General features: G+C 65.0%; 26 protein-coding genes and 3 pseudogenes. 16 read left to right on the plus strand and 13 right to left on the minus strand.

The genetic code is table 11. The annotated features are described in order from the left end of the window. On the plus strand, positions 1-858 hold an 858-nt coding region (locus tag DM868_RS10380), incomplete at its 5' end, for a dihydrolipoyl dehydrogenase family protein (protein WP_137276822.1). A gap of 41 nt (positions 859-899) precedes the next feature. On the opposite strand, the gene DM868_RS10385 is transcribed toward DM868_RS10380, so the two are convergent. Beyond that, positions 900-1685 carry an IclR family transcriptional regulator gene (locus DM868_RS10385; RefSeq protein ID WP_137276823.1) on the minus strand — a complete coding sequence of 262 codons (786 nt, stop codon included), beginning with the start codon at positions 1683-1685 and terminating at the stop codon, positions 900-902. A 262-nt stretch (positions 1686-1947) separates the two neighbouring features. Here DM868_RS10385 and DM868_RS10390 point away from each other — a divergent pair. The 3 pseudogenes from DM868_RS10390 (at position 1948) to DM868_RS10400 (ending at position 4932) form a co-directional block, all read left to right on the plus strand. Then, positions 1948-2582, plus strand: a pseudogene (locus tag DM868_RS10390) (IS6 family transposase). Beyond that, positions 2533-3207 (plus strand): annotated as a pseudogene (locus tag DM868_RS10395) (IS6 family transposase). The pseudogenes DM868_RS10390 and DM868_RS10395 overlap by 50 nt, the downstream one beginning before the upstream one ends. A 1071-nt stretch (positions 3208-4278) precedes the next feature. Further along, positions 4279-4932 (plus strand): annotated as a pseudogene (locus tag DM868_RS10400) (AIM24 family protein). Between the two features lie 28 nt (positions 4933-4960). On the opposite strand, the gene DM868_RS15150 reads toward DM868_RS10400, so the two are convergent. Further along, complete coding sequence (locus DM868_RS15150) at positions 4961-5134, minus strand: hypothetical protein (RefSeq protein WP_170964482.1); 174 nt, start codon at positions 5132-5134, stop codon at positions 4961-4963. Between the two features lie 114 nt (positions 5135-5248). Here DM868_RS15150 and DM868_RS10405 point away from each other — a divergent pair, with 114 nt between their 5' ends. Genes DM868_RS10405 through DM868_RS10430 form a run of 6 tightly spaced genes read left to right on the plus strand, consistent with a single transcriptional unit; the run spans position 5249 to position 9546 of the window. Beyond that, positions 5249-6511, plus strand: coding sequence for a YihY/virulence factor BrkB family protein (locus tag DM868_RS10405; RefSeq protein ID WP_246049061.1), 1263 nt, complete (start codon positions 5249-5251; stop codon positions 6509-6511). Then, positions 6508-7398: a phosphatase PAP2 family protein gene (locus DM868_RS10410; RefSeq protein ID WP_137276824.1), complete on the plus strand. Its 891-nt coding sequence runs from the start codon at positions 6508-6510 to the stop codon at positions 7396-7398. The genes DM868_RS10405 and DM868_RS10410 overlap by 4 nt, the downstream gene beginning before the upstream one ends. Before the next feature lie 55 nt (positions 7399-7453). Next, positions 7454-7627: a 50S ribosomal protein L18Ae gene (gene rpl18a, locus DM868_RS10415; protein WP_137276825.1), complete on the plus strand. Its 174-nt coding sequence runs from the start codon at positions 7454-7456 to the stop codon at positions 7625-7627. Beyond that, a complete protein-coding gene (gene pfdA / locus DM868_RS10420; protein ID WP_137276826.1) occupies positions 7624-8082 on the plus strand; it encodes a prefoldin subunit alpha in 459 nt (152 codons plus the stop codon). Before rpl18a ends, pfdA begins: the two co-directional genes overlap by 4 nt. Positions 8083-8088: 6 nt before the next feature. Beyond that, positions 8089-9153 (plus strand): signal recognition particle-docking protein FtsY, encoded by a 1065-nt coding sequence (ftsY, locus tag DM868_RS10425; protein WP_137276827.1) that lies wholly within the window; start codon positions 8089-8091, stop codon positions 9151-9153. A gap of 3 nt (positions 9154-9156) precedes the next feature. Next, complete coding sequence (locus DM868_RS10430) at positions 9157-9546, plus strand: type IV pilin (RefSeq protein WP_137276828.1); 390 nt, start codon at positions 9157-9159, stop codon at positions 9544-9546. 7 nt (positions 9547-9553) lie between these two features. On the opposite strand, the gene DM868_RS10435 is transcribed toward DM868_RS10430, so the two are convergent. Further along, a complete protein-coding gene (locus DM868_RS10435) occupies positions 9554-9979 on the minus strand; it encodes a cupin domain-containing protein (RefSeq protein ID WP_137276829.1) in 426 nt (141 codons plus the stop codon). Between the two features lie 208 nt (positions 9980-10187). On the opposite strand from DM868_RS10435, the gene DM868_RS10440 reads away from it, so the two are divergent. Then, positions 10188-11285 (plus strand): carbon-nitrogen hydrolase family protein, encoded by a 1098-nt coding sequence (locus DM868_RS10440; protein WP_137276830.1) that lies wholly within the window; start codon positions 10188-10190, stop codon positions 11283-11285. A 16-nt stretch (positions 11286-11301) separates the two neighbouring features. On the opposite strand, the gene DM868_RS10445 is transcribed toward DM868_RS10440, so the two are convergent. Continuing rightward, a complete protein-coding gene (locus DM868_RS10445) occupies positions 11302-12909 on the minus strand; it encodes a hydantoinase B/oxoprolinase family protein (RefSeq protein WP_137276831.1) in 1608 nt (535 codons plus the stop codon). Next, entirely contained in the window at positions 12906-14927 is a 2022-nt protein-coding gene (locus DM868_RS10450) for a hydantoinase/oxoprolinase family protein (RefSeq protein ID WP_137276832.1), read from the minus strand. Before DM868_RS10450 ends, DM868_RS10445 begins: the two co-directional genes overlap by 4 nt. Before the next feature lie 430 nt (positions 14928-15357). Here DM868_RS10450 and rimI point away from each other — a divergent pair, with 430 nt between their 5' ends. The 5 genes from rimI to DM868_RS10475 are packed head-to-tail and all read left to right on the plus strand — an operon-like array spanning position 15358 to position 17899. Then, positions 15358-15822 carry a ribosomal protein S18-alanine N-acetyltransferase gene (gene rimI, locus DM868_RS10455; protein WP_246049062.1) on the plus strand — a complete coding sequence of 155 codons (465 nt, stop codon included), beginning with the start codon at positions 15358-15360 and terminating at the stop codon, positions 15820-15822. Between the two features lie 47 nt (positions 15823-15869). Beyond that, positions 15870-16403, plus strand: a complete 534-nt coding sequence (locus DM868_RS10460; RefSeq protein ID WP_137276834.1) for a DUF5810 domain-containing protein — start codon at positions 15870-15872, stop codon at positions 16401-16403. After that, on the plus strand, positions 16393-16857 hold the full coding sequence (locus tag DM868_RS10465; protein WP_222845527.1) for a DUF5809 family protein: 465 nt from the start codon (positions 16393-16395) through the stop codon (positions 16855-16857). Before DM868_RS10460 ends, DM868_RS10465 begins: the two co-directional genes overlap by 11 nt. A 47-nt stretch (positions 16858-16904) precedes the next feature. Further along, positions 16905-17495, plus strand: a complete 591-nt coding sequence (locus DM868_RS10470; protein WP_137277040.1) for an NUDIX hydrolase — start codon at positions 16905-16907, stop codon at positions 17493-17495. A 44-nt stretch (positions 17496-17539) separates the two neighbouring features. Beyond that, positions 17540-17899, plus strand: coding sequence for a rhodanese-like domain-containing protein (locus DM868_RS10475; protein ID WP_137276835.1), 360 nt, complete (start codon positions 17540-17542; stop codon positions 17897-17899). Between the two features lie 136 nt (positions 17900-18035). On the opposite strand, the gene yciH is transcribed toward DM868_RS10475, so the two are convergent. The 8 genes from yciH to DM868_RS10515 form a co-directional block, all read right to left on the minus strand. Further along, positions 18036-18329, minus strand: coding sequence for a stress response translation initiation inhibitor YciH (yciH, locus tag DM868_RS10480; RefSeq protein ID WP_137276836.1), 294 nt, complete (start codon positions 18327-18329; stop codon positions 18036-18038). Between the two features lie 34 nt (positions 18330-18363). Then, positions 18364-20595, minus strand: a complete 2232-nt coding sequence (locus DM868_RS10485; RefSeq protein ID WP_137276837.1) for a transglutaminase TgpA family protein — start codon at positions 20593-20595, stop codon at positions 18364-18366. Beyond that, entirely contained in the window at positions 20592-21629 is a 1038-nt protein-coding gene (locus DM868_RS10490; protein ID WP_137276838.1) for a DUF58 domain-containing protein, read from the minus strand. The genes DM868_RS10485 and DM868_RS10490 overlap by 4 nt, the downstream gene beginning before the upstream one ends. Before the next feature lie 2 nt (positions 21630-21631). Further along, complete coding sequence (locus tag DM868_RS10495) at positions 21632-22603, minus strand: AAA family ATPase (RefSeq protein WP_137276839.1); 972 nt, start codon at positions 22601-22603, stop codon at positions 21632-21634. Positions 22604-22756: 153 nt separating this feature from the next. Continuing rightward, entirely contained in the window at positions 22757-23047 is a 291-nt protein-coding gene (locus DM868_RS10500) for a transcriptional regulator (protein ID WP_137276840.1), read from the minus strand. An 84-nt stretch (positions 23048-23131) separates the two neighbouring features. Then, positions 23132-24097 carry a sugar phosphate nucleotidyltransferase gene (locus DM868_RS10505; protein WP_137276841.1) on the minus strand — a complete coding sequence of 322 codons (966 nt, stop codon included), beginning with the start codon at positions 24095-24097 and terminating at the stop codon, positions 23132-23134. A 238-nt stretch (positions 24098-24335) separates the two neighbouring features. After that, complete coding sequence (locus DM868_RS10510) at positions 24336-25067, minus strand: diphthine--ammonia ligase (protein WP_137276842.1); 732 nt, start codon at positions 25065-25067, stop codon at positions 24336-24338. Positions 25068-25109: 42 nt separating this feature from the next. Then, positions 25110-26234 carry a DUF373 family protein gene (locus tag DM868_RS10515; protein ID WP_137276843.1) on the minus strand — a complete coding sequence of 375 codons (1125 nt, stop codon included), beginning with the start codon at positions 26232-26234 and terminating at the stop codon, positions 25110-25112. Positions 26235-26273: the final 39 nt, after the last annotated feature.

Below are 26273 nucleotides of genomic sequence, written 5' to 3' on the forward strand. Positions count from 1 at the left end.
ATCGGGATGGAGCTGTCGACGATGCTCGCGAAGCTCGGGACCGAGGTGACGGTTGTCGAGATGCTCGACGACATCCTGCCGGGGTACGACGAGGACGTCACGCGACTGGTTCGCAAGCGCGCCGAGGGGTTGGGGATCGAGTTCCACTTTGGGGAGGCCGCCCAGGGGTGGGAGGAAGTAGCTGCCGCGGCGCGGGTGAGGACCGAGACGGAGGACGGCGAGGGCCGCGAGTACACGGCCGAACGCGTCCTCGTCGCCGTCGGCCGCCAGCCCGCCTCCGATACCTGCAACGTCGAGGCCGCCGGCGTCGAGTCGACCGACCGAGGGGTCATCGAGACGGACGACGCGGCGCGGACGACCGTCGAACACATTTACGCGGTGGGCGACGTGGCCGGGGAGCCGATGTTGGCGCACACGGCGTACCGGGAGGGCCACGTTGCCGCGGAGGTGATCGCGGGGGAGCCGTCGCGGCTGGATTATCAGGCGATTCCGGCGGCCGTCTTCACGGATCCGGAGATCGGGACCGTGGGATTGAGCGCCGCGGAGGCCGAGGCGGAGGGGTTCGAGCCGGTGGTCGGTGAGATGCCGTTCCGAGCGTCGGGGCGGGCGCTGACGCTCGGTATCGAGGGGGGGTTCGTGCGGATCGTCGCCGACGCTGAGACGGAGTTCGTGTTGGGCGGGCAGATCGTCGGGCCGGAAGCGTCGGAGCTGATCGCCGAGGTCGGACTGGCGATCGAGATGGGGGCGCGCCTCGAGGACATCGCGGCGACGATCCACACGCATCCGACGCTGTCGGAGGCGGTCGGGGAGGCGGCGGCGAACGCGCGCGGTGCGGCGACCCACACGCTCAACCGGTAGCGACGTCACGCCGATCTCTCCTGTGTACTCGGTAAATAGGCTTAATTTAGCGTTCCGGATTCATGTGCTTGTCGTAGATCAGCTTCTAACGCTTGTTTTTTGTCGAGTAGTTTGTTCGGAATTTGCTCGAAGAGTCGATCATCATTAATTCGATACGCCGGCCCACCGACGCCAAGGGCTCCGAAGACCGAGCCGTCCGGATAAGTAATCGCTACCCCGACCGACCGCATTCCTTTGACCAACTCTTCATCGGTTATTCCGAACCCTTGCTCCCGTACTTTGTTAATTTCGTTTAACAGAGTCTCTCGATCAGTGATCGTACTACTCGTCGACGCTGGAAGCCCCCATCGATCGATGATCTCGTTCACTCGATACCTCGGTAATTCTGCGAGTACAGCCTTCCCGCCAGCCGAATTATGCAGGTCGAAACGGCGTCCGACCTGAAAGTTCGGATCCTCGATACTTTCGACGTCATTATAGATGGTGAATAACTTCCCCTGCTCTTGGACAGTGAAATCCGCGCCTTCTCCCAACTCGTCGGCTATCTGGAATACGTATTTGCGAGCAAGCGGATAATATTTGTTCCTCGATTTGGCACATTCACCGAGATGTAACAATTGAAGCCCGAGGACGTACTCTGGGCCGTGTTTGACCAACAACCCGGATTTTTCTAGAGTAAATAAATACCCGTACGCTGTACTCTTTGCCATATCGAACTGCTCGATCACGTCGTCCATTCGAACACCTCCCGATTCCTTCACGAATTCAACTATCTCGAGAGAGTTCTCTAATGTTTTTAATTTCCGGCCCTCTGGATCGCCAGACATCCTAATACATCAATAGCATACTGCGGGATAAAGGTTCTTCGTCGTGTCTTCTCCGATATAATTTAAAATGTAGGTTGGGGCACTGGGTACTGTTTAGATAAGCAGTTTGAGAAACGAGCAGATCAATGGTTTAGGTGTTCATGCTCAACCAAGATCTGCTCAAAGAAGCGTTAGATACGGCGAATGTTGAATGTTGGGAGCATGAGCGGGGCGGTGTTCAGATAAGAATGAAGAGTGAGGCGGTTCGTTTTCTGAGTGATCTATGCCCGAAAACGACCGCCTCAACGGCTGTTTGGACGAGATCGAGTTAGGTTTTGTGGAACGAGAAGCGACACCGAAATTTCTGATGAAGCTCGGTATTCAACTCCATCTTGCCGGTCTATCACGTTCGAATACTGTTTCTATTCTTGAACTATTCGGTGTCAATCGCGCTCAATCTATCGTACACAACTGGGTTCACAAGGCAGAACTACAGCCCGAATCTGGTCGAAATCCGGATCACGTCGCCGTCGACAAGACTGTGATCCAACTCAATAACGAGCAGTATTGGCTGTACGCTGCTGCCGATCCGAAACAAACGAATTACTTCATACACGGCTTGAACCAACCACAAACAGCGTAATCGCTCACACGTTCTTTGCTGAACTCCGCGAGAAACACGACGTTGGCAACGCCGTGTTTCTCGTTGATGGTTCGCACTCGTTGAAAGATGCCTGTCGCCGACACGGCCTCAATTTCAGACACGAAAAACATGGAAATCGGAACAGTATTGAACGTATCTTTCGAGAGATAAAACGACGAACTACCAGCTTCTCAAACTGTTTCAGCAACGCCGAAGCAGAAACTGCTGACGATTGGCTTCGATCTTTCGCCTTCGCATGGAATCAGCTTATCTGAACACTACCGTGAGCGGACGGCGACGCCTGTTCGGGCGTTCGCCGTCCGTCCCCAAGCGACCGGTTGTTCTCTTCGAGGGATACAAGAAATTCTTCGACTCTTCGGCGTGGAACGCTCTCACTAAGCGATCTGGAAATGGGTACATCAAGTTGCTGACAGCGTTCTCGACCCACCTGAGGCGAAGCCGAAGCGGGTCGCGGTTGACGAAACCGCTGTCAACATTAACGGCGAGCTGTGTTGGGTGTATGCTGCAATAGACCTTGACTCAAAATTTATTCTCGACGCTGAATTGTTCGGACGACATGGCACTGATCCGGCGGCTGCGTTTCTTCATCGCCTTGCCGAGAAACACGATCTCTCTGAGACCGTGTTTCTCGTCGACGGATTCGGATATGAGACTGTGTTTGCCCGATTAGGATTGAGCGGTCGGCGGAACTATACCGGCCGAAACCTCATCGAAACGTGGTTTCAAATCTTGGAACAACGTATCGACCGCTTCTACCACTCATGGGTGGACAGTCGGCGAAGCGTTCGACAATGGATTGAACAATTTGTACACTATTATAATCACCAACGACCCCATCAATCACTTCAAAATCGACCGCCAGTTGAAATCCTTAACTAGACAGTCCTAGATTGGATATTTGTCACTTTACGAATATTAAAAATGTCTAATTATACTTGTTTGAGGGACGAGAAGGCCGTTGAGTTGGTTCAGTATGATGCTCGTGAACTCGAATCAATGAGTGCTTTGTGGCGGCTTTAGAAGAATAGTGGAAGCAGGTGCAGGGTCATATTGGAACGAATAAGCAAGTGAGGGTGATTTCAGCCGATTCATAACAAATATAAATTGCCTCGACGATCGTCACGACAGGGCCGAGTTAGATCGTGCGGGGCGAGAGTGAACGACATCGAGCGAACTGATGGAGCTCAACGCTCCCTTCTACGTGCCAAAAATATCTATTTTGAATACAATTAATTAATTATATGATTTTGTGTCGAGCCCTCATAAAAATGCGTTACTTACGGGTGCAAAAAGTCGATCCAGCTCGCTAGCGACGCCTACCTGAACGTCGTTGCGCTCGATGAAACAGTGGAACAAATCAACGGCTAAACGTTTTGGCTGTTTACAGTTCTCGCCCCGGAACAAATACACTTCTGCAGGCACGTTATTTATAATAACGACAACGGCATTAACACTGCAACCTCTGCGGTGACTTCGCAAGAAACACGACGTTGAAAATACCGGGTCTCTCGTTGATTATGCGCAGTATCTCGCGGTTGTATTACAGGTCTCTGTACTCAGATCTTAGGCGATTCAGTATATATTCTAAACATCTTTGAGCATGTATTTTGATATATCTGATGACATACGTAGTCGTTTACAAACAGCTTTAGTCACGTCGATCGCAATACTGGCGAAACGTGGTTGCGAGGCTTCGCAGTCTGAGGAACTCGCGTAATTGAACACGATGCACTATATTGTGTATAGTTGACAATTCTTATACTAGTTTGCCAATTGGCTATGATTGTTCCTATTGTGGGGCCGTTCGAGCACCAACGAGACGAGCGTCCTAGCCGACGACTGAGCGCCGACGCCCTCGACACTCAAATCCTGCTTTCACAATCATTCACTTTCTTACCCTGGTCCGACAAACGTTCGGCGGAGCCGCCCTGAATCCGGCTCCGTGATACCATGGATATCGACCAGTTCAAATCCCAACACGCTCCCACCGACTCGGACGACACGTTCCAACTGGAGAACAGCTACACGCTCGACGTCGCCGTCGACGGCTCCGTGATGGCGAAAGCTGGCTCGATGATCGCTTACACGGGCGATCTCTCCTTCACCGGGTAGGCGACGCCCGAAGGCGGTCTCACCGGCTTTCTCAAAGAGGCCGCGACCGGCGAAGGTACTCCCATCATGAACGTCGAGGGCGACGGACACGTCTACCTCGCCGACCACGAGAAGAAGGTGCAGACCCTCTATTTGGACGCCGGCGACGCACTCACCGTCAACGGCGAGGATATCCTCGCGTTCGAGTCACAAATTTCCTATGAGATCAGCTCCATCGACAGCCTCGCGGGGGCGCTCGCGGGCGGCTTCACCAATGTCTATCTAGAGGGCCCCGGACACGTCGCGATCACCACCCACGGCGATCCGGTCGTCTTCGAACCGCCCGTCACGACCGATCCGAGCGCGACCGTCGCGTGGAACAACACCGCCCCGAACGTCGAGGTCAACCGGAACCTCTCAGACATGATCGGCCAAGAGTCCGGCGAACGCTTCCAGATGACGTTCGGCGGGACGGACGGGTTCGTCGTCGTCCAGCCGTACGAGGAACACTGACTTCCGCGCTAGTCGCCTCACGCACCGGTCAAAAGAGGTCGAGCACGTCCAACACCCGTTCGATGTACGCGTCGTACTTCCCATCGGTCCGCTCCTCGTCAGCGTCCGCGCTCTTCGGCTTGTCGTCGGCCACGCGGCGCGCTTCGAGCGTGCCGAGGGTGAATCTTCCGCGATCCCCCGCTCCGGTCGAAACCGCGTTCACGTGCGGATGATCGACGGCGATGTACGCCGATCGAACGGCGCGGTATCCGCGTTCGATCGCGACGGCTCGTTCGCTCCCACCGATTATATGTACCGCTCACCCATATCCGCGAACGTGAAGGGGTACGTCGACCGGACGGTGGCGATTGTACGCGGCGTCGCCGCTGGCGCGCGGTCCGATCGCGTGACGTTCATCGCCGCGGGGTTGGCCTACTACGCGTTCATCTCCCTCATCCCGCTGTTGCTGTTGGTGCTCGTCGTCACCTCCCTGTTCGGCGATTCCCAACTCGTCGGAACCTTCGTCGCCGCGATCACGAACGCCCTCGGCGACGAGGCCGGCCTGGCGATCGCCAACGCCCTCAGCGGAGCGGCTGGTCGCGGCGGCGCGACGGTCTTCGGTGTCGCGGCTCTGCTGTGGTCTGGGCTCAAACTCTTCCGAGGGCTCGACGTCGCCTTCTCCGAGGTGTACGGCCACCCGGGACCGAAATCATTCGTCGCCCAGATCCGAAACGCCGTCGTTACGCTCGGCGGCGTCGGCGTCGCCGTGACCGCGACGGTCGTCGTCGGCTCGCTCATCGCCGGACTGGGCATCGGCTCGATCGTCGAGACACCCACTGGGATCGGACTCGTCGGCAACGTCGGGCTCGTCGTCGGGCTCTCTGCGGCCTTCCTGCCGCTGTACTACGTCCTCCCCGGCGTCGACCTCCCCGTTCGTGAGGCGATCCCGGGAGCGGTGTTCGCCGCGATCGGCTGGACCGCACTCCAGACGGGGTTTCGCATCTACGTGACCGTCGCCGGCAGCTACGAGGCCTACGGCGTCATCGGCGGCGTCCTGTTGCTCGTCACCTTCCTGTATTTCGGCGCGCTCGTCCTCCTCGTGGGGGCCGTCCTCAACGCCGTGTTGGCCGGGCGGGCGGACGAGCGGACCGGACTCGCTGCTCCACCCGAGGAATCGACGCCCGAACCGACCGCGGTACTCTCAAGAATTATGACACGTGACCGACCAGACGACGAGGCATCGGCCGAGGAACTCCGCGACGAACTCGAACAGCTGTACGACGAACTCGACCGGTTCGAAGACCGGATCGACGATCGGACGATCCACCGCGAGGAGATCGAGCGCGACCTCAAGCGCTACGTCCGCGCCCGAATCCGCCGCGGAAAGGCCCGCGGCTGGGGGCCGTACCTCGTTCTCCTGTACGGCACCGCGATGACGCTCGGGGCCTTCTATTTCCTGTCGAGCGGCTGGGCGATTCTCGCCATGCTCGTCATCTGGCTGTCGACGCTCGGTCTCTACGCGCTGATGCTCGTCGTCGGAACCACCGTGACGGTCGCCGGCCTTCCGGGACGATTGAAGGACCGCTTCGACAGCCGATGACCCGGGAGCTCGGTGCGGTCGAGTTCGCCGCTGGACTGCCCGATTCGGTCGTCGTCGCGGCGGCGCTCGTGACGGCGCTCGGCGACGTCTGGTTCGTCTTCTTGCTGCTCGGGACGCTGTACTGGTTCGGGACCGCGCTCCCGGCTCGCCTCTCGCTCTCGCGTCGTCGCGCCGCCTTCGCCATCGCGCTGGCGTTCGGCGGCCTCGCCGCGACGACGGCGCTCAAAGAGACGTTCCGGTTCCCCAGGCCGCCCGGCGCGGCCGAACCGGCCGCAGCCGGTCTGATACCGGACGCGCTGCTCCCACTGTACGCCGAGATCGGGGCGTCGTCGGGCTTCGGCTTCCCCAGCGGCCACGCCGTCTCGGCGGTCGTCGTCTACGGCGGGCTCGCGCTGTTGATCGGTAGCACTCGGAGCTACGCCGTCGGCGCGGCGCTCTGCGCCGTGCTCCCGCTCACTCGGGTCGTCCTCGGGGTACACTATCTCGTCGACATTCTCGCCGGGGTGGCGTTCGGGGCGGCGTACCTCGGCCTCGTCCACCGGCTCTGTGGTCGCGGTTCAAATCCGGGACGGGCGATGATGATCGCGCTCGTCGTCGCGGTCGTCGGGGCCGGCGTGGGCTACACAGCCGACACGATGCTCGCGTTGGGCGGCGCGCTCGGCGCTCGGATGGCGTGGGGGGCCATTGGCGGCGCAGTCCTGGACGAGTCCGCGACGCGACTCGGCGGCGCGCTCGGGGCGGCGGTCGGGCTCGCGTTCGCCGGACTCTTCGCCGTCGTCTACGCCGTCGATCCGGCCCCCTATCTCTCCTTTATCGGGATGTTCGTCGTCATCTGGGGCGTTCTGGCCGCGCCGCTGGCCGGCGAGTCGCTCGCCCGACGCGTCTGAATCGGTCGGCAACTCTTAGGAAGATACTTCCGACTCGCGCGACGTATTATGTGGTATGAGTGAGTTCACAGTACGGGGTCGCTATCCCGCCCGCTACGGACAACAGGCGTTCGAGACGACGGTCGACGCACCCAACGAGAACGTGGCCGAGGAGCGCGTCTACGCGAACTTTGGCTCTCAGCACGGACTGAAACGAACCCAGATCGAGATCGACGGGGTGGACGCATGAGCCTCGGTGGCGGCGGCGGTCAGATGCAGCAGCTCCAAGAGCAGATGCAGGCGCTCGAACAGGAGAAACAGGCGATCCAAGCCGAGGTTCAGAACCTCCGCGGCGAGCAGGGCGAGATCGACGAGGCGATTGAGGCGATCGAGACGCTTGAGACCGGTTCGACGGTGCAGGTGCCGGTCGGCGGCGACGCGTACGTCCGCGCAGAGATCCAGGACATCGACGAGGTCATCGTCACGCTCGGCGGCGGCTACGCAGCCGAACGCGACAGCGACGGGGCGATCGACTCCCTCGAGGACAAACAGGACGCGCTGGACGACCGCATCGAGGAGCTGCAGGGTGAGATCGAGAAGGTCGAATCCGAGACCGCCAACCTCGAGGCCAAAGCCCAACAGGCCCAACAGCAGCAGATGCAGCAGATGCAACAGCAGATGCAACAACAGCAGGACGACGAGTAGGGGCCGATGTTCGACGGACTGAAAGAAAAGCTCGGCCGGTTCAAGAGCGACGTCGAGGCCGAGGCGGAGACAGAGGCGGAAACGGAAGCCGACGCTGACGCGGCGGCCGACGCCGACAGCGTTGCGACCGGGTCCGCCGAGCCGGACGCGACCGGCACAGACGACTCGGATGACGACGGCCCCGGGCTGGCCAAGAAGGCCGCCCTCGCCGCGACCGGCCGGACGATCATCACCGAGGAGGAGCTCGAAGCGCCGCTGGAGGCGCTCGAACTCGAACTGCTGAGCGGCGACGTCGAGATGGGCGTCGCCCGCGAGATCACCGAACGCATCCGCGAGCAGCTCGTCGGCGACACCCGAAAGCAGGTCGAATCGGGCGAGCAGGTGATCGAGCGGGCGATCGGCGACGCGCTGCGCGAGGTCATCGGCGTCGGCCAGTTCGACTTCGAAGACCGGATCGCCACGGCGGATAAACCGGTCGTCATTGTCTTCACCGGCGTCAACGGCGTCGGCAAGACGACCTCGATCGCGAAGCTCTCGCGGTGGCTCGAAGAACGTGGCTACTCGTCGGTGATGGCCAACGGCGACACCTACCGGGCCGGCGCGAACGAGCAGATCGAAGAGCACGCCGAGGCGCTCGGCACGAAGATCATCACCCACCAGCAGGGCGGCGACCCCGCGGCGGTCATCTACGATGCTGTCGAGTACGCGGAGGCGAACGACATCGATGTCGTGTTGGGCGACACCGCCGGCCGTCTCCACACCTCCAACGACCTGATGGCCCAACTGGAGAAGATCGACCGCGTCGTCGATCCGGACATGACGCTGTTCGTCGACGAGGCGGTCGCCGGCCAGGACGCGACGAACCGCGCGCGGGAGTTCAACGACGCCGCTGAGATCGACGGCGCAATCTTGACGAAGGCCGACGCCGACTCACAGGGCGGCGCGGCGATCTCGATCGCTCACGTCACGGGCAAGCCGATCCTCTTTCTCGGCACCGGACAGGGCTACGACGACCTCGATCGGTTCGACCCCGACGAGATCGTCGACCGACTCCTCCGCGACGAGGCGTGAGCCGTGCGTGACAGCACCGCAATCGCGGCGGTGCTCGTCGCCGTCGCGGCCGTCGTCACCGGACTCTGGTTCGTCACGGCGGAACTGTCGGCCGACGACCCGCCCGACGCGATGTTCGAGGTAATGGGCGACGCCTCGGCCGGCGAACTCACCGTCCAACACGTGGGCGGCGATTCGGTCGGCTCCGAATCGCTCCGAATCCTCGTCTACGAGGATCGGCCTATCGTCCCCGACCGGACGGTCCACGGGACGATCTGGGAGACGGAGACGGGGCTGATTCGGCCCGACAACCGAATCACGTTGGAGGATCGGCGGTTCGAGCCCGGACAGCGACTCGTCGTGCGCTGGTTCGGCGACGACGGGCAGGAGTCGATCTACGAGACGACGATCTGAGCCGGCGCTACTTGCCCTCCCAGTAGTCCACGTTCGAGTCCATCGGGTAGTAGCCATAGATCGTCCGCTCCTCGCGGCCGCCGGGTGGGGACTCGACGAAGACGCTCAGCTTTTCCGAGTCCGGGCGCACCGTCACTTCGGGATCGTTTATCATCGAGAACACGAGACATCGGAGCGGTTCCTCGGCGTCGTTGGCGATCTTGTGCCCGCCGCTTCCGCCCGCTGGGAACGCGACGTACTCGCCTGCGGTGAGTCGATGCGTCTCGTCGGCCAATCGGAGCGTTCCCGTCCCCAAGAGCACGTACGCGGCCTCCTCGTTCGCGGTGTGGTAGTGATAGGGCAACGACTCCTCGCCCGACGGGAGTTCGTAGAGGCTACAGCCGAGCCCCTCGCCTCCCGCGGCCTCGCCCAGTTGTTTCCGTCGGACGCTCATCTCCCCGCTCCCGATCTCCGTCCGCTCGATCTAGTCTTCGTTCACAAAGGTGCAAGGAGGAAGCCCACGGCTTTAGCCGTGGGAGGAATCCGACTGGTCCCATAGCATACCCGAGGCGTGCCGAGTAGATGAAAACCGAGGCCGCCCCGATTTCGCTCGCGTCAGAAAACCCCCAAACCTATCTCCCCCTGCAAAGTATGCCCATACCATGCCTGCCGAGTCATTCACGCTCGCGGCCGCACAGATCGAACCGGTCTACCACGACAAGGAGGGGACGCTGGATAAGACCTGCAGATACATCGAGAAGGCCGGAAAACAGGACGTCGACCTCGTCGTCTTCCCGGAGACGTACTTCCCCGGCTACCCGTACTGGCGTGGGAGCGTCTCCATCCCGCGATGGACTGACCTGATGGTCGATCTCCAAAAGAACAGCCTCTCGGTCGACGACGAGGCCATGGACGTCCTCGGCGACGCGATCGACGACGCCAACCTCAACGTCGCCCTCGGCACGAACGAACTCAGTGACCGCGCAGGTAGCGAGACGCTGTACAACTCGATCTTCTACTTTGATCGCCACGGCGAGCTGATGGGCCGCCACCGGAAGCTGATGCCGACCCAGGAGGAACGGGCGATCTGGGGCCGCGGCGATCCGTCGAGTCTCGCCACCTACAACACGGACATGGGGACGCTCGGCGGGCTGATCTGCTATGAGAACCACATGCTGCTGCCCAAGGCGGCGCTGGCGGCGATGGGCGAGGAGATACACGCGGCCGTCTGGCCGGGGTTTTGGGAGCAACACGGCCATCCGGGCGACAAGACTCGCGCCGAGAGCGCAGACGCCATCGAGACGTGTGATCAGTACCCCGCGATGCGCGAGTACGCCTTCAGCACGCAGTCGTTCGTCGCCGCCTGTTCGGCGTACATGGGCGACGACGTCCCCGAGGGGTTCTCCGAGGACGAACTCGGATGGAACATCGCTGCCGGCGGGAGCATGCTCATCAACCCCGCCGGGATCGTCAAGGCCGGGCCGCTCATCGGCGAGGAGGGGCTGTTGACCGCCGACTTCGAGCGCGACGAGCGCCGGGCGACGAAGGCATACTTCGACGCGATGGGCCACTACAGCCGGTGGGACGCGGTCTCGCTCGACGTCAGCGACGAGACGCTCTCGCCGTTCTCCGAGGGGTCACGCGGCCACCACGGGCGCTGTCTCTCCGCCGCGGCCGCCCAGGAGATCGCCGAGGAGTACGAGATCCCGATCGACGCCGTCGAGGACGTCGCCGACGCGGTGTCCGAACGGAACGTCTGAGAAAGGGGCTTTTCAGCTACTCGTCGTCCGATTCGGTTTTCCCGTCCGCGAGGTCCGCCTCGATCGCCTCCGGGTCCCGCTCGATGGGGTCACCGTGGCCGCCGCCGCCGGGCGTCCGCACGGTGATCGTCGTGTCCGCGGGCACGTCGACGGTCGTCTTCGCGCCGACCGCCTCGCCGTCGATCAGGTTCTCACCCGTCGCGCCCGGCCCGCCGCCGTCGATCCCCTGCGGCGCGAACCGTCTGCGCTCGGTTAGAAGCGACACCGTCGCCTCCACTTCAGTTCGGACCGTCCGTTCGAGACCTAACCCGCCGCGGAACCGACCCTCGCCGCCGCTTCCGGGCCGGAAGGCGTACCGCTCGACGAACAGCGGATACTCCGCCTCGAGCGATTCAATCGGCGTGTTGAGCGTGTTCGTCATCCCGACCTGCACGCCGTCCATCCCGTCCTTCGCCGCCCGGCCGCCGAACCCGCCGCCGATCGTCTCGTAGTAGGCGAACGAGCCGTCTCGGCCGCCGATGGTGAGGTTGTTCATCGTCCCCTGACTCGCCGCCGGCACGCGCTCGGGGGCCGCCGCCCCGAACGCCGCGAGCGTCACGTCGGTGACGCGCTGGCTCGTCTCGACGTTGCCGCCGACGACCGCGGCCGGCGGGGTCGGATTCAACACCGACCCCTCGGGCGCGTCGACCGTTATCGGCGCGTAACAGCCAGCGTTCGGCGGGATCTCCGGATCGGTCACGCAGCGAACGACGAAGTAGACCGCGCTCTTCGCGACCGCTCGCGGCGCGTTGAGGTTGCCGTCCACCTGCGCGCCCGTTCCGGCGAAATCGACGGTCAGCTCGTCGCCGTCGATCGTCACGCCCGCGACGATCGGGATCTCCGTCTCCGTGATCCCATCGCCCTCGAGGGCGTCCTCGGCCTCGTAGACGCCGTCCGGGAGCGATTCGATCTCCGCGGTGATCCGCTCGCGCGAGTACTCGATCACGGCATCGAACGACCGGACGACGAGCTCGAAGCCGTGCTCGTCGATCAGGTCCCCGAGGCGTCGCTCGGCCCGCTCGTTCGCCGCAAGCTGCGCGCGGAGGTCCGCCCGCCGCTCCGTCGGGTTTCGAACGTTCGCGAGGAGCAGATCGAACACCTCCTCGTTCCGCTCGCCGGCGTCGACCAGCCGCGTCGGGGGGATCCGAAGCCCCTCCTGGTAGATCTCTCTCGCGCCCGCGGGCATGCTCCCCGGCGTCATCCCGCCGACATCGGCGTGATGAGCGCGGGAGACGGCGAAGCCGATGATTTCGCCGTTTCGCTCCATCGCCGAGACGAGCGTCACGTCGGGCAGGTGCGTCCCGCCCGCGAACGGGTCGTTGACCGCGAACACGTCGCCGGGTTCGGGATCGCGGTCGAGGACGGCCTCGACGGCCTCTGGCATTGCGCCGAGGTGGACCGGGATGTGTTCGGCCTGCGCGACGAGCCGGCCGTCGGCGTCGAACAGCGCCGTCGAGCAGTCCTGTCGCTCCTTGATGTTCGGCGAGTACGCCCCGCGGATCAGCACCTGCCCCATCTCCTCGGCGATGCCTTCGAGCTGGTTTCTGAGCACTTCGAGCGTAATGGCGTCGATTTGATCGGTCATCGGTCTGCCTCCGTGTCAGCGGCGTCATCCGCCACCCGTTCCAACGAGAGCGCGCCGTCCGTGCGGATTCGCCCGCGCCAGCCCGGTTGGACGACGGTCGTGCTCTCGGCGCGTTCGAGGATCGCCGGTCCCTCGATCTCGGTGCCCGGTGCCATCGCGGCTCGGTCGTAGACACCCGTCTCAACCGTTCCCACATCGGGGAACACCGCTTCTCTGGTGTCGATCACGCCGTCGCCGCCACCCGCTCTGGAGACGGACGGTGGTTCGGTGCCGATGGCTGCGGTCACCCGCAGCGTGACCGCTTCGACCGGCGCGTCGAGCCGATAGCCGTAGGCGCGCTCGTGCGCCGCCTCGAACCGCTCGGCGACTCGCTCGGGGTCGAACGTCTCGACGGGGACGGTCAACTCGAAGCTCTGACCGGCGTACCGGCAGTCGGCGGCCCGTTCGAGTCGAGCCTCGTCGGGGTCGGACACGGCTTCGATGACGGTCGATTCGAGGTCGCCGTACACCGCGATCCCCTCACTGGGATCCGACGCCCCGAGCGGGAGTCGAACCGTCCGGAGCGTGTCGTGCGTCTCGTCGGCCGCGAGCAGCCCGTACGCTGAGAGGACGCCGGCCGGCCCCGGGATGACGACGCGTTCGATGTCGAGACGATCCGCGAGCGCGGTCGCGTGCATCGGTCCCGCGCCGCCGAAGGCGACCAGCCCGAAGCTCCGCGGGTCGTGGCCGCGCTCGACGGTCACCGAACGGATCGCCCGCGTCATCGTCGCGTTCGCCACACGGTAGACGCCCCGGGCGGCGTCCTCGGCGTCCTCGAGGCCGGCCTCGTCGGCGAGGCGCTCGAGCGCCGCGTGGGCGGCGTCGGCGTCGATCGTCAACTCGCCCCCCAGCGCCGCCTCCGAGCCAATGTAGCCCAACACGACGTTCGCGTCGGTGACGGTCGGTCGCTCGCCGCCGTGGCCGTAACAGGCTGGACCGGGGTCCGCGCCGGCCGACTCGGGGCCCACGCGGAGCGCGCCGCCCGCGTCGACCCATGCGATCGAGCCGCCACCCGCACCGACCGTCTCGATGTCGACCATCGGCGTCCGGATCGGGACGCCGCCGATCTCGGTGTCGGAGCTCCGCTCGGCGTCGCCGTCGCGGACGAGGCTCACGTCGCTGGAGGTGCCACCCATGTCGAAGGTGACGACGCCGGCCCGCTCGGAGCCGGCGGTCGTGGCGGCCCCCACGACGCCCGCGGCGGGCCCCGAGAGGACGGTCGTGACGGCCTGTGAGCGGACCGTTTCGATGTCCGCGACGCCGCCGTTGGACTTCATGATTCGTGGCTCCGGCAGCCCCTCCTCGCGCGAGCGGTCGAGGAGTCGACCCAGGTAGCCGCCGATCCCCGGGGCGACGTAGGCGTCGGCGACGGTTGTCGCCGTCCGCTCGAACTCGCGGAACTCCGAGAGAACCTCGTGGGACGCCGAGATGGGCACGTCGAGCTCCTCGCGGAGCGTCTCCGTCACCACTCGCTCGTTCTCCGGGTGCGCGTACGCGTGGAGCAGGCTGACTGCGACGCTCTCAGCGCCCGTCGATTCGATCGCCGCCGCGACGTCTCGAACCTCGTCCTCGTCAACGGGGACGTCTATGCCTTCAGGTGTCGCCCGTTCGTCGAGTTCGAACCGGCGGCGTCGCGGCACGAGCGGCGTCGGCTTGTCGACGTCGAGGTCGTATAGGTCGGGGCGGGCCTGCCGACCAATCTCGAGGACGTCCCGGAAGCCGGCCGTCGTGACGAGCGCGGTCTCGGCGCCCGCGCGTTCGAGTAAGGCGTTCACGGAGACGGTCATCGCGTGCGCGAAGTGGTCGACGCTCTCCGGCTCGATCCCGGCCTCGTCACAGGCCTTCCGGATGCCGTCGAGGACGCCGACGCTCTGATCGCCCGTCGTCGGTACCTTCGCCGTCACCAGATCGTCGTCGACGACGAGCGCTACGTCGGTAAACGTGCCGCCGACGTCGACGCCGATCCGTGCATCTGTCATGCAACACCCTGCGGCGTCCGGGGTATAGTATCCACCGCTGTCTGTGAACGGGACGGACCGAAAACGCTTCCGAGCGTCGAACCAGATTCCCAGCAGTTTCTCGCCGACACCGCATCGAACGAGCGTCGTATCGATGGCGAATATCTGTGAAAAGCTGGTTGGTATCTCTCTTATCTTGCACGATGGTCACGCCAGTCTGCGCGGTCGACGAATCGATGTACGACAGCGGCCTAGCTCGGAGGATTAAAAGCGGGGTGGGGGGTGGGGATGCACCCAAACGGGTGCGTATGCGCATTAAAACCCCGTCTATATCAATCTTCTGGCAAAGCCGCTTTCTGCTGGTACTTTCTCGGTGCAGTTTATAAATACGCCGTCGAGGCGTATATAATCGCCCGACAGGGCTATGTTCGCCACGGCGGTACGTCGACGCGTGACGAGCACCGATCCACGCGCCGCACCGGAGGTGCGTACGGCCGTCCGCGCCGACCTCCTCTCGGTGTTTCGAATCGAGAAGCGCTCGTTCGGTCAGCCGTGGCCGTACGCGGCGTTCGAGGGGTTTCTCGGCGCGCCCGGGTTCTTGGTCGCCGAGGTCGACGACTCGATCACCGGCTACGTGGTCGGTGACACCGTCGACGCCTACGGTGCCCCGGTCGGGCATATAAAGGACCTCGCGGTCGCCCCCGAACACCGCCGGCGTGGCATCGGCCGGACGCTGCTGTCGCGCGGTCTCGTCGCCCTCGCGTCCGCCGGCGTCGACCGCGTCAAACTCGAGGTCAGGCGGACCAACGAGGCCGCCCGATCGCTGTACGCCGAATTCGGCTTCGAACCACACCACGTTGTTCCAGCGTACTACGACGACGGCGAGGACGCTTTTGTCATGGTCAAACACTTCTAACGGCCGCCGTGCGCAGGCGTTTTGACGCTGGCGCGCCGACGGCCGGTATGGGATACGCCTGCCCCGTCTGTTCGGATCCGCAAGCCGACGCGGGACACCTCGCGAACCACCTCGCGTTCACCGCGATGCTGCGCGCCGACGGCCACGAGGCGTGGCTCGACGAACACGCCGCCGGATGGAGCGACATGGGCGAGCGTGAACTCGCGGCCGTCATCGCGGATCTGGTTGAGGAGACGGAGTTCCCGCAACTGTTCGAGGACACCGTCGGCGGCCTTGATGAGAACTCGGAGCCGCTCGAAGAACGCTCCGGGGCGCTGTTCGACGACGGGCCGGGGCACGACCACGCCGGCCACCACCACGACCACGGCGCTCACGACCGCGACCACGACGACCGCCGCGATTCGGCCGGCCCGGTCGACACCTCGGGTCCGATGGACGCCGAGACGGCCGAGGTACTGGAGGAGGCGAGAGAGATGACGCGTCGGATGCGCGAACCCCCCGCCGACGAGTCCGCGGAGGCTGCCGACGGCGACGCTGCGGGCGACGCGGACGGCGCTTCGGGAGACCGCGATGACGAGTGAAAACGCCGCCGAATCCGGCGACGTGGAGCGTCGCGGTTCCGTCACACCGGACTCGTGGGCCGACGCCGAGGCCCGATACGACGCGCTCGGTCCCACCGCTCAAGCCGTCGTCCGCGAGGTCGCGCGCGCGATGGCGTTCGACCGCGAGGAGTACGACGAGCGGGTCACGGGCAACGTCGTCGAGACGGCCCGGCAGGCGCTGTTCGCCGAGACGCTCGCTGTTCGAGTGGGATCGCGCGCGGCGTTCGACGCGTGGCGCGAGACGTACCCCGACGACGTCCGCGTCGCCGGCAGCGACAACGTCGACCGCGTCGCCTGGCACGTTTCGCCCGCCGCGGGGGCCGCTGTCGCTGCGACGTTCCAAAACGAGCCGGACGCGGCGGTCGCGACGGTGCGCCGGATGGCGTTCAATCGCCTGTACCGCGAGCGGTTGACCACGGGTGGGGCGGAGTGACCGACGACGCCGACGATGGGACTCGAAGGTCCACCTCGACCCTCGACCTGAGTCCCACGGAACACGAGTGGCCGGTGCTCGAATCGGTCGTCGAGTACGAGACGGGGTGGTACACCGGCGGGTACGATCTCGTCGAACTCCCCGACGGGCGGACGAAGCGCTACTACTGGGCCGAACTGCCGCCCGCGGTGGTCGTCGTCGCCGTCGTCGACGATCCGTCCGGCTTCGGGCTCCCCGTTCCCGAGACGGACGCGCCCGCCGGCCCCGCGGTCGTGATGGTCGAGCAGTACCGGCCGCCGATCGGCGAGCTCTGCTACGAACTCCCGGCCGGGATCGTCGAAGGCGACGAGGGCTACGCCGACGCCGCCGCGCGTGAACTCGAAGAGGAGGTCGGACTCGTCCCCGAGTCGATCGAGCTCCTCGAGGACTTTTGGTGTTCGACCGGCGTGCTCAGACACCCCCGTGGGATCGTGTGGGCCGAGGGGTTCAGCCGCGGCGAGCGGAAACTCGACGGGAGCGAGTTCCTCGACGTGGTCACCGTTCCGGTCGAGGGGGCGCTCGACGTCGCGCGGCGCGATCCGGCCAACGACGCGACCATCGAGGGGCTGCTGTTGGCGCGCGCCGACGGCCACCTCTGACCGCGACGACAATTTCTATAAGCCCTCCAGGGCGTACGAACGGTATGGACGGCGAAATCACCGCCGAAGAACTCCGGGAACTGCTCGATTCGGACGTCGATCTCTGTATCGTCGACATCAGGTCACCAGGGCAGTTCCGCCGCAGGCACATCCCCGGCAGCGAGAACGTCCCGTTTCCGGAGCTGACGGCTCGGATCGAGGAGTTCCCCGAGCGCGACCGCGTCGTGACGGTCTGTCCGCACGGCCAATCGAGCGTGCAGGCGGCGCGGCTCATCGCCTCCTACGAGGGGTTCGACGGGCGCGTCGAGTCGCTCAAACCCGGCATCGACGGGTGGCCCTACGACCTCGAAACGGACGCGGAGCCGACGGCTACCTCGGCGGACGGTCCGGACGCACCGTTTTAATTCGGTACCGAATCGCGCCTCCTCGACGGAGCACAAGTCCTCCAAACCGACCGTGTGTCGTTTCGCTGCGCTCACAGCGGCGGCTTCCCAGCGAGAAATTTGCACAGAAAAGGAGGTCGATGGCGGTTAGAGGGCGTTAGGCGACATTGAACCCCTTCTCCCGAAGGAACTCCTCGATCCGACCGAGGTGGTTGCCCTGGAGTTCGATCGAGCCGTCCTCGACGGTGCCGCCGCAGGCGAACTTCGATTTGAGATCCGACGATAACGAATCCATGTCGACGTCCCGCGGATCGAACCCTTCGATGACCGTTACCTCCTTACCGTATCGGCGCTCGTCGATGCGGATGTTGATCTCCTGAGACTCCTTGGCGACGTCCTCGCAGACGCAGAGCTCCTCAGGGAGTCCACACGTCGAGCAGACTTCCGACATTACAGTTCGCGTTACACGACGGCTGTATTAAACACTATCGGGACCCCCTGCCGGGCTTTCGCAGCCGGCCGGCCAGTTTCGACCGGTCCGCGCGCACCGCGTCGAGATCCACCCGAACGCGGGCAGCCGCCGTCTCGTCGACGCCGGGGCCGTAGCGTGCGCGTTCGTACGCCCGTTCGATCCGCCGCAGGCGCTCGTCGGCGTCGGCGAAGAACTGCCTCGGCGTCTCGCCCGGTGGTTTCGCCCGTCCGTCTCGCGATTCGAGGTAGACGGCGCGGCGATACGCACCCGCCACGACCGCCTCGGGCGACCCCTTCGGCAGTCGGCGGAGCCACCACTCGCGGTACAGTCGGGTCACCACACCGCTGCGACGAGCGCCCACGAGCGCGAGTATCGCGACGCCGAGTCCGAACCCGAGTTGCTCACCGCTCGGTAGCGGGACCGACGCCAACGGCGACGTCGACTCCCCGTCGGCGTCCGCCTCCCGGTCGCCGATGTCGGGTCCGTCAGCCACGGTCGCCGTCGGTTCTTCACCCCCAGCGGCGGGCGTTTCGGTCCCCGTCTGTTCGGGCGTTTCCGTCCCCGATTCGGGGTCCGTTTCGGTTCCGTTCGTCGTCCCATCGGCTGAGAGGCCGCTACCCGCTCCCGCGCTCTCGCTTCCGTCGCGGACCTGTTGTGCGGCCTCCTCGCGCGGTTCCGAGGGTGTGGGGTCGAACTCGATCCAGCCGTGTTCGGGGAAATACACCTCGACCCACGCGTGCGAATCGTAGCCGCGGACGACCCACTCGTCGTCGCCGACCTGCTCGCCGGGCGTGTAGCCGACCGCCATCCGCGCGGGGATCCCCTGCGTTCTGAGCATCGCCGTCATCGTCGTCGCGAAGTACGTACAGTAGCCCGCGGCCATCTCGAAGAGGAACGCGTCGGCGATGTCACCGCGCGGTCGATCGACGTCGAGACTGTACTCGTACTCCGTGCGGAACCAGTATTCGAGGACGCGAGCGGTGTCGTAGGGGTTCTCGGCGTTCGCGGTGAGTTGGTCCGTTCGCTGTGTGACTCGATCCGGCATGTCGGTCGGGAGCTGGGTGTATCGAGACTCGACGTCGTCCGGATAGTCCGTCCCCGCGTTTCGGAGTTCGTCCGCGGACGCCACGGGGATTTCGCTTTCGACGGTGTACGACTCGCCCGCCTGTAGCGTGCTGGTCGGCTCGAAACTCCCGCCCGGCGTGACCTGCACCGGCACCGGGACGCCGTCGATCCGGATCGGTTCTCTCGCCGCCGGAAGCGTCGCGATCGTGGACTCCGCCGTGTACTCCTGTTCGAGTCGCCGCGTGTCACCGGGTGGCCCCGGAAGCCGACCGTCGTATCCGCTCGACGACCCGCTCCGAACCCAGCCGCCCCCCGTGTAGCGATCGTACGTCCCGACTCGCCAGTAAGCGGGCTCGTCGGCCTCGACGGTGTATCGCCGCTCGGAGGTGAGTTCGACGGGGCCGGTGACGGCGACGCTGTCCCCGGCGTACACCAGGCTCGATTCGATCGTCGACCCGGACTCCCCGAAGTCGCTCTCGGGAAGCACCGCTCCGATCGCCCCTGGGACGACGCCGACGAAGAGCGTCAGCGTGACCATCGCGGCGACGGCGACGGCGACGGTGTCGACGTTCCCGAACCGCTCGCCGCGGCGCTCACAGTCCCCGATCGCGACGGCGATAGCGACGCCGACCACTCCCACGAACGTCTCGCCGTTGGTCGCGTCGCCGGTCAGGACGACGAGTCCCAACGCGACACCGCCCACCACGCTCGCGGCGACGTATCGCCGCCGGACGGCGAGATACCACGTCAGAAACACCGGTCCGGGGGCGATCGCCAGCGCCCACACGTCGGCGTTGACGATCCGGAGTACCGACAGCCCCGAGAGCAACGCCGTGATGTCGTCGAGAATCGGTTCGGCGAGCACGAGGAAACTGCCGCCTCCCGGTAGCGATCTGATGTACAGATACGTCCCGACGGTTCCGGCCGCCACCGAGACGACCGTCGCCGTCCGGGGACGGATCACCCGCGCGGCGACCGTTCCGACGACGACCGAGCCCACCACCGCGTAATACAGCGGCGTCGGATCGCCGGTAATGACGCTGATCCGGTGTAACACCGATAGAAACGCGCCGAGAACGACGACGATGCCACCGAGCGCGATGGCTCGCAGCAGCGGCAATCGTCCGACGGCGGCGGACGCGCCGCCGACGATCCTCGCTCTCGGGTCAGCGACGCTCATGCGATCGTCCCCGTCTCGGTCGGTGCGATCGATTCCGTACGCTCTTGGCGATTCGAGTCCCGCTCGGGTCCGATCTCGAGTCGCCGGCCGGCCACCGTGGCGGTCACGTCGTCACCCTGCCCGCGAACGTACACGTCTGCTCGGTCGCGCTCTCCCGCGGCCACCGTCCCGCCGCCAGTCCGCGCGAGCAGTCGAAGCGCGGTGACCGACCCGCCCGGACGGCTCGTACACTCCCCGTCGGCGACGACGACGGTGGCGGTGCGACCCATCGCGTCCAACCGGGTGAGGAGGCTCGTGACGGCCGACGCCATCGCGTCGGCGTCGTCCGAATCGGATTCGCCGACGATCATGACGCGGTCGCGCGTCGTGCGTCCCCCGTACTCGGCGACGAGGAACTCCTCGTCGGGTCGCTTCGCGCTCGCCCGCCAGTGGATGTCGCCCATCGTATCCTCGGTGGTGTACTCGCGCAACCGCTCGAACATCGATCGATCGGTACCGCCACCGCCGCTCGTGAGCCGGGACAGCGCTCGCGCCTCGACGTCGTACACGGTCGGATACACGAGGACGGTCTCGGCTTCCTCCTCCCCAGTGACCGCCGAGAACAGCCCGAACGAGTCCGAGATCCGACACCGAGCCGGTCCGACGCGGTGTTCGCCGCGGCGATCGAGTTCGACGGTGTACTCGAACTGACCGCCGTGACCGATCGCTTCAGTCACGGGATTCGTGGTCCCCTCGGGTACCGCGAGTCCGTCTCCCACCGGTTCGACGACGGTGCAGGGCGCGCTTGACTCGACGGTGACGCGCACCGTTCGGCGGTCGCCCGGGAAGCCGGCGTCGATACTGGCTCGGTCGACCTTCGGGGCGTCCGCCCGAAGCGTCTGTACCGCACCGATGAGGAGCGCGGACGCACCCGGGACGACGACGGCACCGAGCGAACGCATACCGAACGCGCTCCCGAGCGCGAGCGCGAGGCCGACGACGGCCGCGGCTCCGAGCCCCCGCCGCGTCGGTCGAAGCTGTCGGAGGGCCGCCATCGCTACCCCTCGACCGGCACCGTTTCGAGCGCGTTCGAGACGAGCGATTCGGCGTCGGGGTCGCCCGGGCGCGTCCGTATCCGGTGGGCGAACACCACGGATGCGGCCGCCTGTACGTCGTCGGGGATCACATACGACCGTCCGTCGAGGATCGCTCGTCCCTGCGCCGTGCGGACCAGCGCGATAGAGCCGCGGGGACTGACGCCCAACTCGGCGTTCTCCCGCGTGTAGCGGGCGAGGCGAGTGACGTACTCTCGGATCGGCTCGCTGACGTCGACCGAAGCGGTCGTCGCCCGGATCGCGCGAAGATCGTCGACCGAGGCGACCGGGGTGAGCGCCCCGATCGCGTGCCCGCCGATCGCCCGTTCGATGATCGCCGTTTCGTCGTCGGCGTTCGGATAGCCGAGACGCAGTTTCAGCATGAACCGATCCAGCTCCGCTGCGGGGAGTTCGTACGTCCGCTCGCGCTCGATCGAGTTCTGCGTCGCGATAACGACGAACGGGGACGAGATCCCGTGCGTGCGGCCGTCGACGGTGACCTGCTGTTCCTCCATGGCTTCGAGCATCGCCGCCTGGGTCTTCGGCGGGGCGCGATTGATCTCGTCGCCCAACACGACGTTCGCGAAGATCGGCCCGGGGCGGAACTCGAACTCCTCGGTTTTCCGGTCGTAGACGTTCGTCCCCGTGATGTCAGCGGGCAACAGATCCGGGGTGAACTGCACGCGCTTGAACGAGCAGTCGAACGACGACGCGATGGCGCGCGCGAGCATCGTCTTTCCGACGCCGGGGACGTCCTCCAAGAGAATGTGTCCTCCACCGAGCAGTCCCGCAACGAGCTGTTCGATCGACGCTCGGTTGCCGACGATAACGCTCCCGGCATTCTCGATGACCGCCCGCGCGACGTCGCCGGCCCACTCCGCGTCGGCCGGTCGCCCGTCACCGCCCACGGTCCGCGGATCGGTCGCATCCGTCATGGACTAAACACGATCGGCCGACCGATCGGACGGTCACTCCGCGGCTCCGGTGCATCGCTGCGTGTCATTACCGACCGAACGGGTCCCACGGACGTAAGCACTACGGCGGTACACGTCGGGTCGCCGGGCGTCCGGTCGATCGAGACGATCGCGCTATCTGACGGTGAACACCGGCTCGGAGACGCTCTCGCTCTTACACGTCGGGCATCTCGACGGCCGATTGATCAGCGAATCGAACCCGTCGAACCCGCAGTCGCGACACTCGGGTGGTGCCGCGAGCAGCCGTTCGTCGGTTCCGTCGAGCGACTTCGAGATGTGTTCGACGTGCGTCAGCGCCGCCGCGGTCGTGATCTCGAACTCGGTCGCGATCTGGCCGGCTTCGGCGGGTCGCTCGCGGAGAAACGAGGCGATGCGCTGTCGGGTGGTCCGCTCTGCACCCTGCATACTCCGCGTTCGAGGTCACTGCACAAAACGGTACTGCCGACACCGGCGGTTCGCGGCCGTTCACCGCCCCCGCACCGCCGGAGATCACTCGCCGTTCGTCAACTGGGTGTGCGCACCGATGAGCGCGCCGGCGAGGTCGATGTCCTCGATGCGGGTCCCCTCGTCGATGATCGTCTCGTGGATCTCACAGCCGTCGATCGTCGCGCCCTCGAAGACGATCGATCGGTCGAGCGTCGAGTCAACGATCTCCGCGTCGGCCATCACGTGGACGTTCTCGCCGATCGTCGACCGCTCGACTGTCGCCGATTCGGCGATCACGCTGTCGCCGTTCAGCTCCCAGGCGATCGCCTCGAGGTACGACCGCGGCGTCCCGATGTCGAACCACGGCTCCTCGAAGGTGAACGCGTGGACCGGCTCGCGGCTCTGGAGCCACTGGAGGAACCACCCGGGCTCGTCGGGGTTGTGCCCGTCCTTGAGGTACTCCTCGAATCGGAGCGACCTTCGTGGGAAGCCGTAGCAGGCGATCGAGACGAGCGTGCTGTTCGGCTCCTCGGGTTTCTCCTGGAACTCGACGACACGGTCGCCGTCGAGTTCGACGAGTCCGTAGGATTTTGCCTTCTCCCGGTCCCCCACGTCGTACGCCGCGAGCGCGGCGCTCCCGCGATCCTCGAAGAAGTCCACGAAGTCGGACAGATCGAAGCCAATGAGATTGTCGCCCGCCACGACGAGGAGGTCGTCGTCGATCCCCTCGCGGTCGACGAGCTGCCGAAGCGCGCCGACGACGCCGAACTTCTCGTCTTCCTCGACCGTCTCTTCGACCGAGAGAACCGGCTTCTCGAACGCGCTCTCTGCCAAATGCCTCTCGAACTCCTCGGCGAACCGCTCGTTCGTCGAGACGTACACCTCTTCGATCCGATCGTCGGCTTCGAGCGCGCCGAAGATTCGGTCGATGACCGTCGTCTCGCCGATCGGTAACAGCATCTTCGGCCGATGCTTCGTGATGGGCCACAGCCGCGTCGCATAGCCCCCCGCGAGTACGACAGCTTTCATTACCCCGACAGACAGAGCGAGCGGGTAAGTGCTTTTTTGTCTCGCCCACGCATTTATATACGATCGTGGGGCCATCGACGGCATGCCCTGACCGAGGCGGCGGCCCGCCCAGGCGGTTGCGGGAGCGTGGGCACCTCCCGATGCGACCGGACTCGATCGGCGTCGATTCCGCGAGCACGGCACACGGGTCGCCACGATCGAGCGTGCCGTCTGTTCGCCAGTCCACCCGACACCCCGCTCACCGACTATCGGAATCGCCCAGCCATGCGTCCGTGATCTGCAAACTTCCTCGAACTCCGTCGAATTCGGTCTCGTATTCGAGGCGAATCGGCCGCTCCATGTGCGGCCCGTCGGTGACAAGCGTCTCGAACTCCCCGCCTTCACCGAGAATGTGGATCCCGTAGGCCTCGTTGAGTTCTTCCAGCTCCGCGAACGCCTCGGCGTCCAATCGCCGACCGAGCCACGACTCGTCGAGCCCCGCCGCGGCGACCCTGACGATCGTGATCTCGAAGCCTGCATCGAGCATCGAGTCGGCCAACTCACGGGGGTTCGCCCGCCACAGCGGCGCGAACAGCTCCGCGTCGAGCCGCTCGCACATCGCCTCGATCCGATCGGTCTGGTAGCTGCTCTCGATCGCGCCGGCGGTGACGCCGCCGATCCCGCCTAGCTCCTCGGCCAGCGCTTCGAGCGCGGCTTCGAGCGGTTCGAGTTCGCGGTCGCCACGAGCGCCCGAATCCTCGTCGTCGGTGGCGCCCGCCTCGAAGTCGGCCGGTCGAACGTCGACCAGCGGGATCCCGATGCTCTCGGCCGCGAGTTCGGCCAGCTCGGTCGCCGGCATGTGGTACATGAACGACTCGCCCGACGGATGGACGGTGACGAGTCGTTCGACGGGAGCGTCGCGCTCCAGCGCTCGATACAGCGCCCACGCCGAGTCCTTCCCACCCGAAAAGAGGCTCACCCACGGATCCATACGATGGCTATTCGATCGGTGAGTAAATGGCCGTCGGTTGGTCTACTCGGGAAACTCCTCGAACGGCCGGTCGTTCGCCATCCGCGAGGTGAATGCGACGCCGATCAGACTGACGAGGATACCCGCCGCGACGTAGACCACGAGCCGACCCCAAATCGAGACGATGAATCCGTCGACCGAGACCGCCCCGGCCGTGACGGCCGGAACGACGACCGGATCGAGGAGGTCGGCGCGCTCGAGGAAGTAGCCGGTGAACCCACGAACGACGAGCCCGACCGCGACGATGCCGAACGGCAGGTTCATCAGCGCGCTCGATACGCCGTCTTCGGCCAACAGCTCGTCGATGAGCCGCCCCGTCGCCGCGGTGAGCGCGGCCACGGCGAACCACGGGACGCTGTAGAAGAGGAATCGCAGGCCGATCAACAACTCCGCGGTCTCGTCCGTCCCGGCCGCGCTGATCCCGCCCGCGAAGACGCCGATGAGCGCCAGTCCGGCGCCGACGACATACGTGACCAGCGATACCTGCCCCGAGTAGAACCCGTCGCGAATGACCGCCGGAAGTCTCGACACGAGTGAGTCGATCCCGAGGCCCTTGTAGAGCAAGAACATCCCGATGACGCCGACGATGGCCGACAGCGCGACCGCGACGTTGTCGGCGAGAAAGAGCAGGATCGGGAATGCCAGGAGTGCGGCACCGATCGGGACGAGAACCGTTCCCCGTAGCTGTTCGTCGCCGAGAAACTGCTTCAGCAGGTAGTAGGTCGACTGGATGTCGTGCGACTGACGGACGACGACGCGGTCGACCGCGTCGACGCGGATTCGGCTTTCGATGACCGGGACGAGCCGTTCGTCGCCGGCCGAGTCGATGACGACGACCGCGGCATCGAGGTCGTACTCTCCGATCAGCTGATCGATGCCGCGGGCGACCTCTCGGTCGGTTTTGATCCCCTCGCCGTCGCCCGGAATGACCGCGACGACCGTCTCCTCGCCGCCGTCGCTGAGATCACGAGCCACGTGGAGCGTCTCGAGCAGACAGTTGACGCGGCTGTCCTCGGGGTCCTCGAGGCCGATATCCGTGACGAGCGCCTGCACGGCCTCCCACCCGACCGTGGTGCCGTCGTGTCGACCTCCCCTGTCGCGATCGACGTACACGACTAGCGTACTCACGAGGGACCATTTCGCGGCGGTGGGCAAAAAGATTCAGGG

The sequence above is a fragment of the Natronomonas salsuginis genome (genome assembly GCF_005239135.1).
GTDB lineage: Archaea > Halobacteriota > Halobacteria > Halobacteriales > Haloarculaceae > Natronomonas > Natronomonas salsuginis.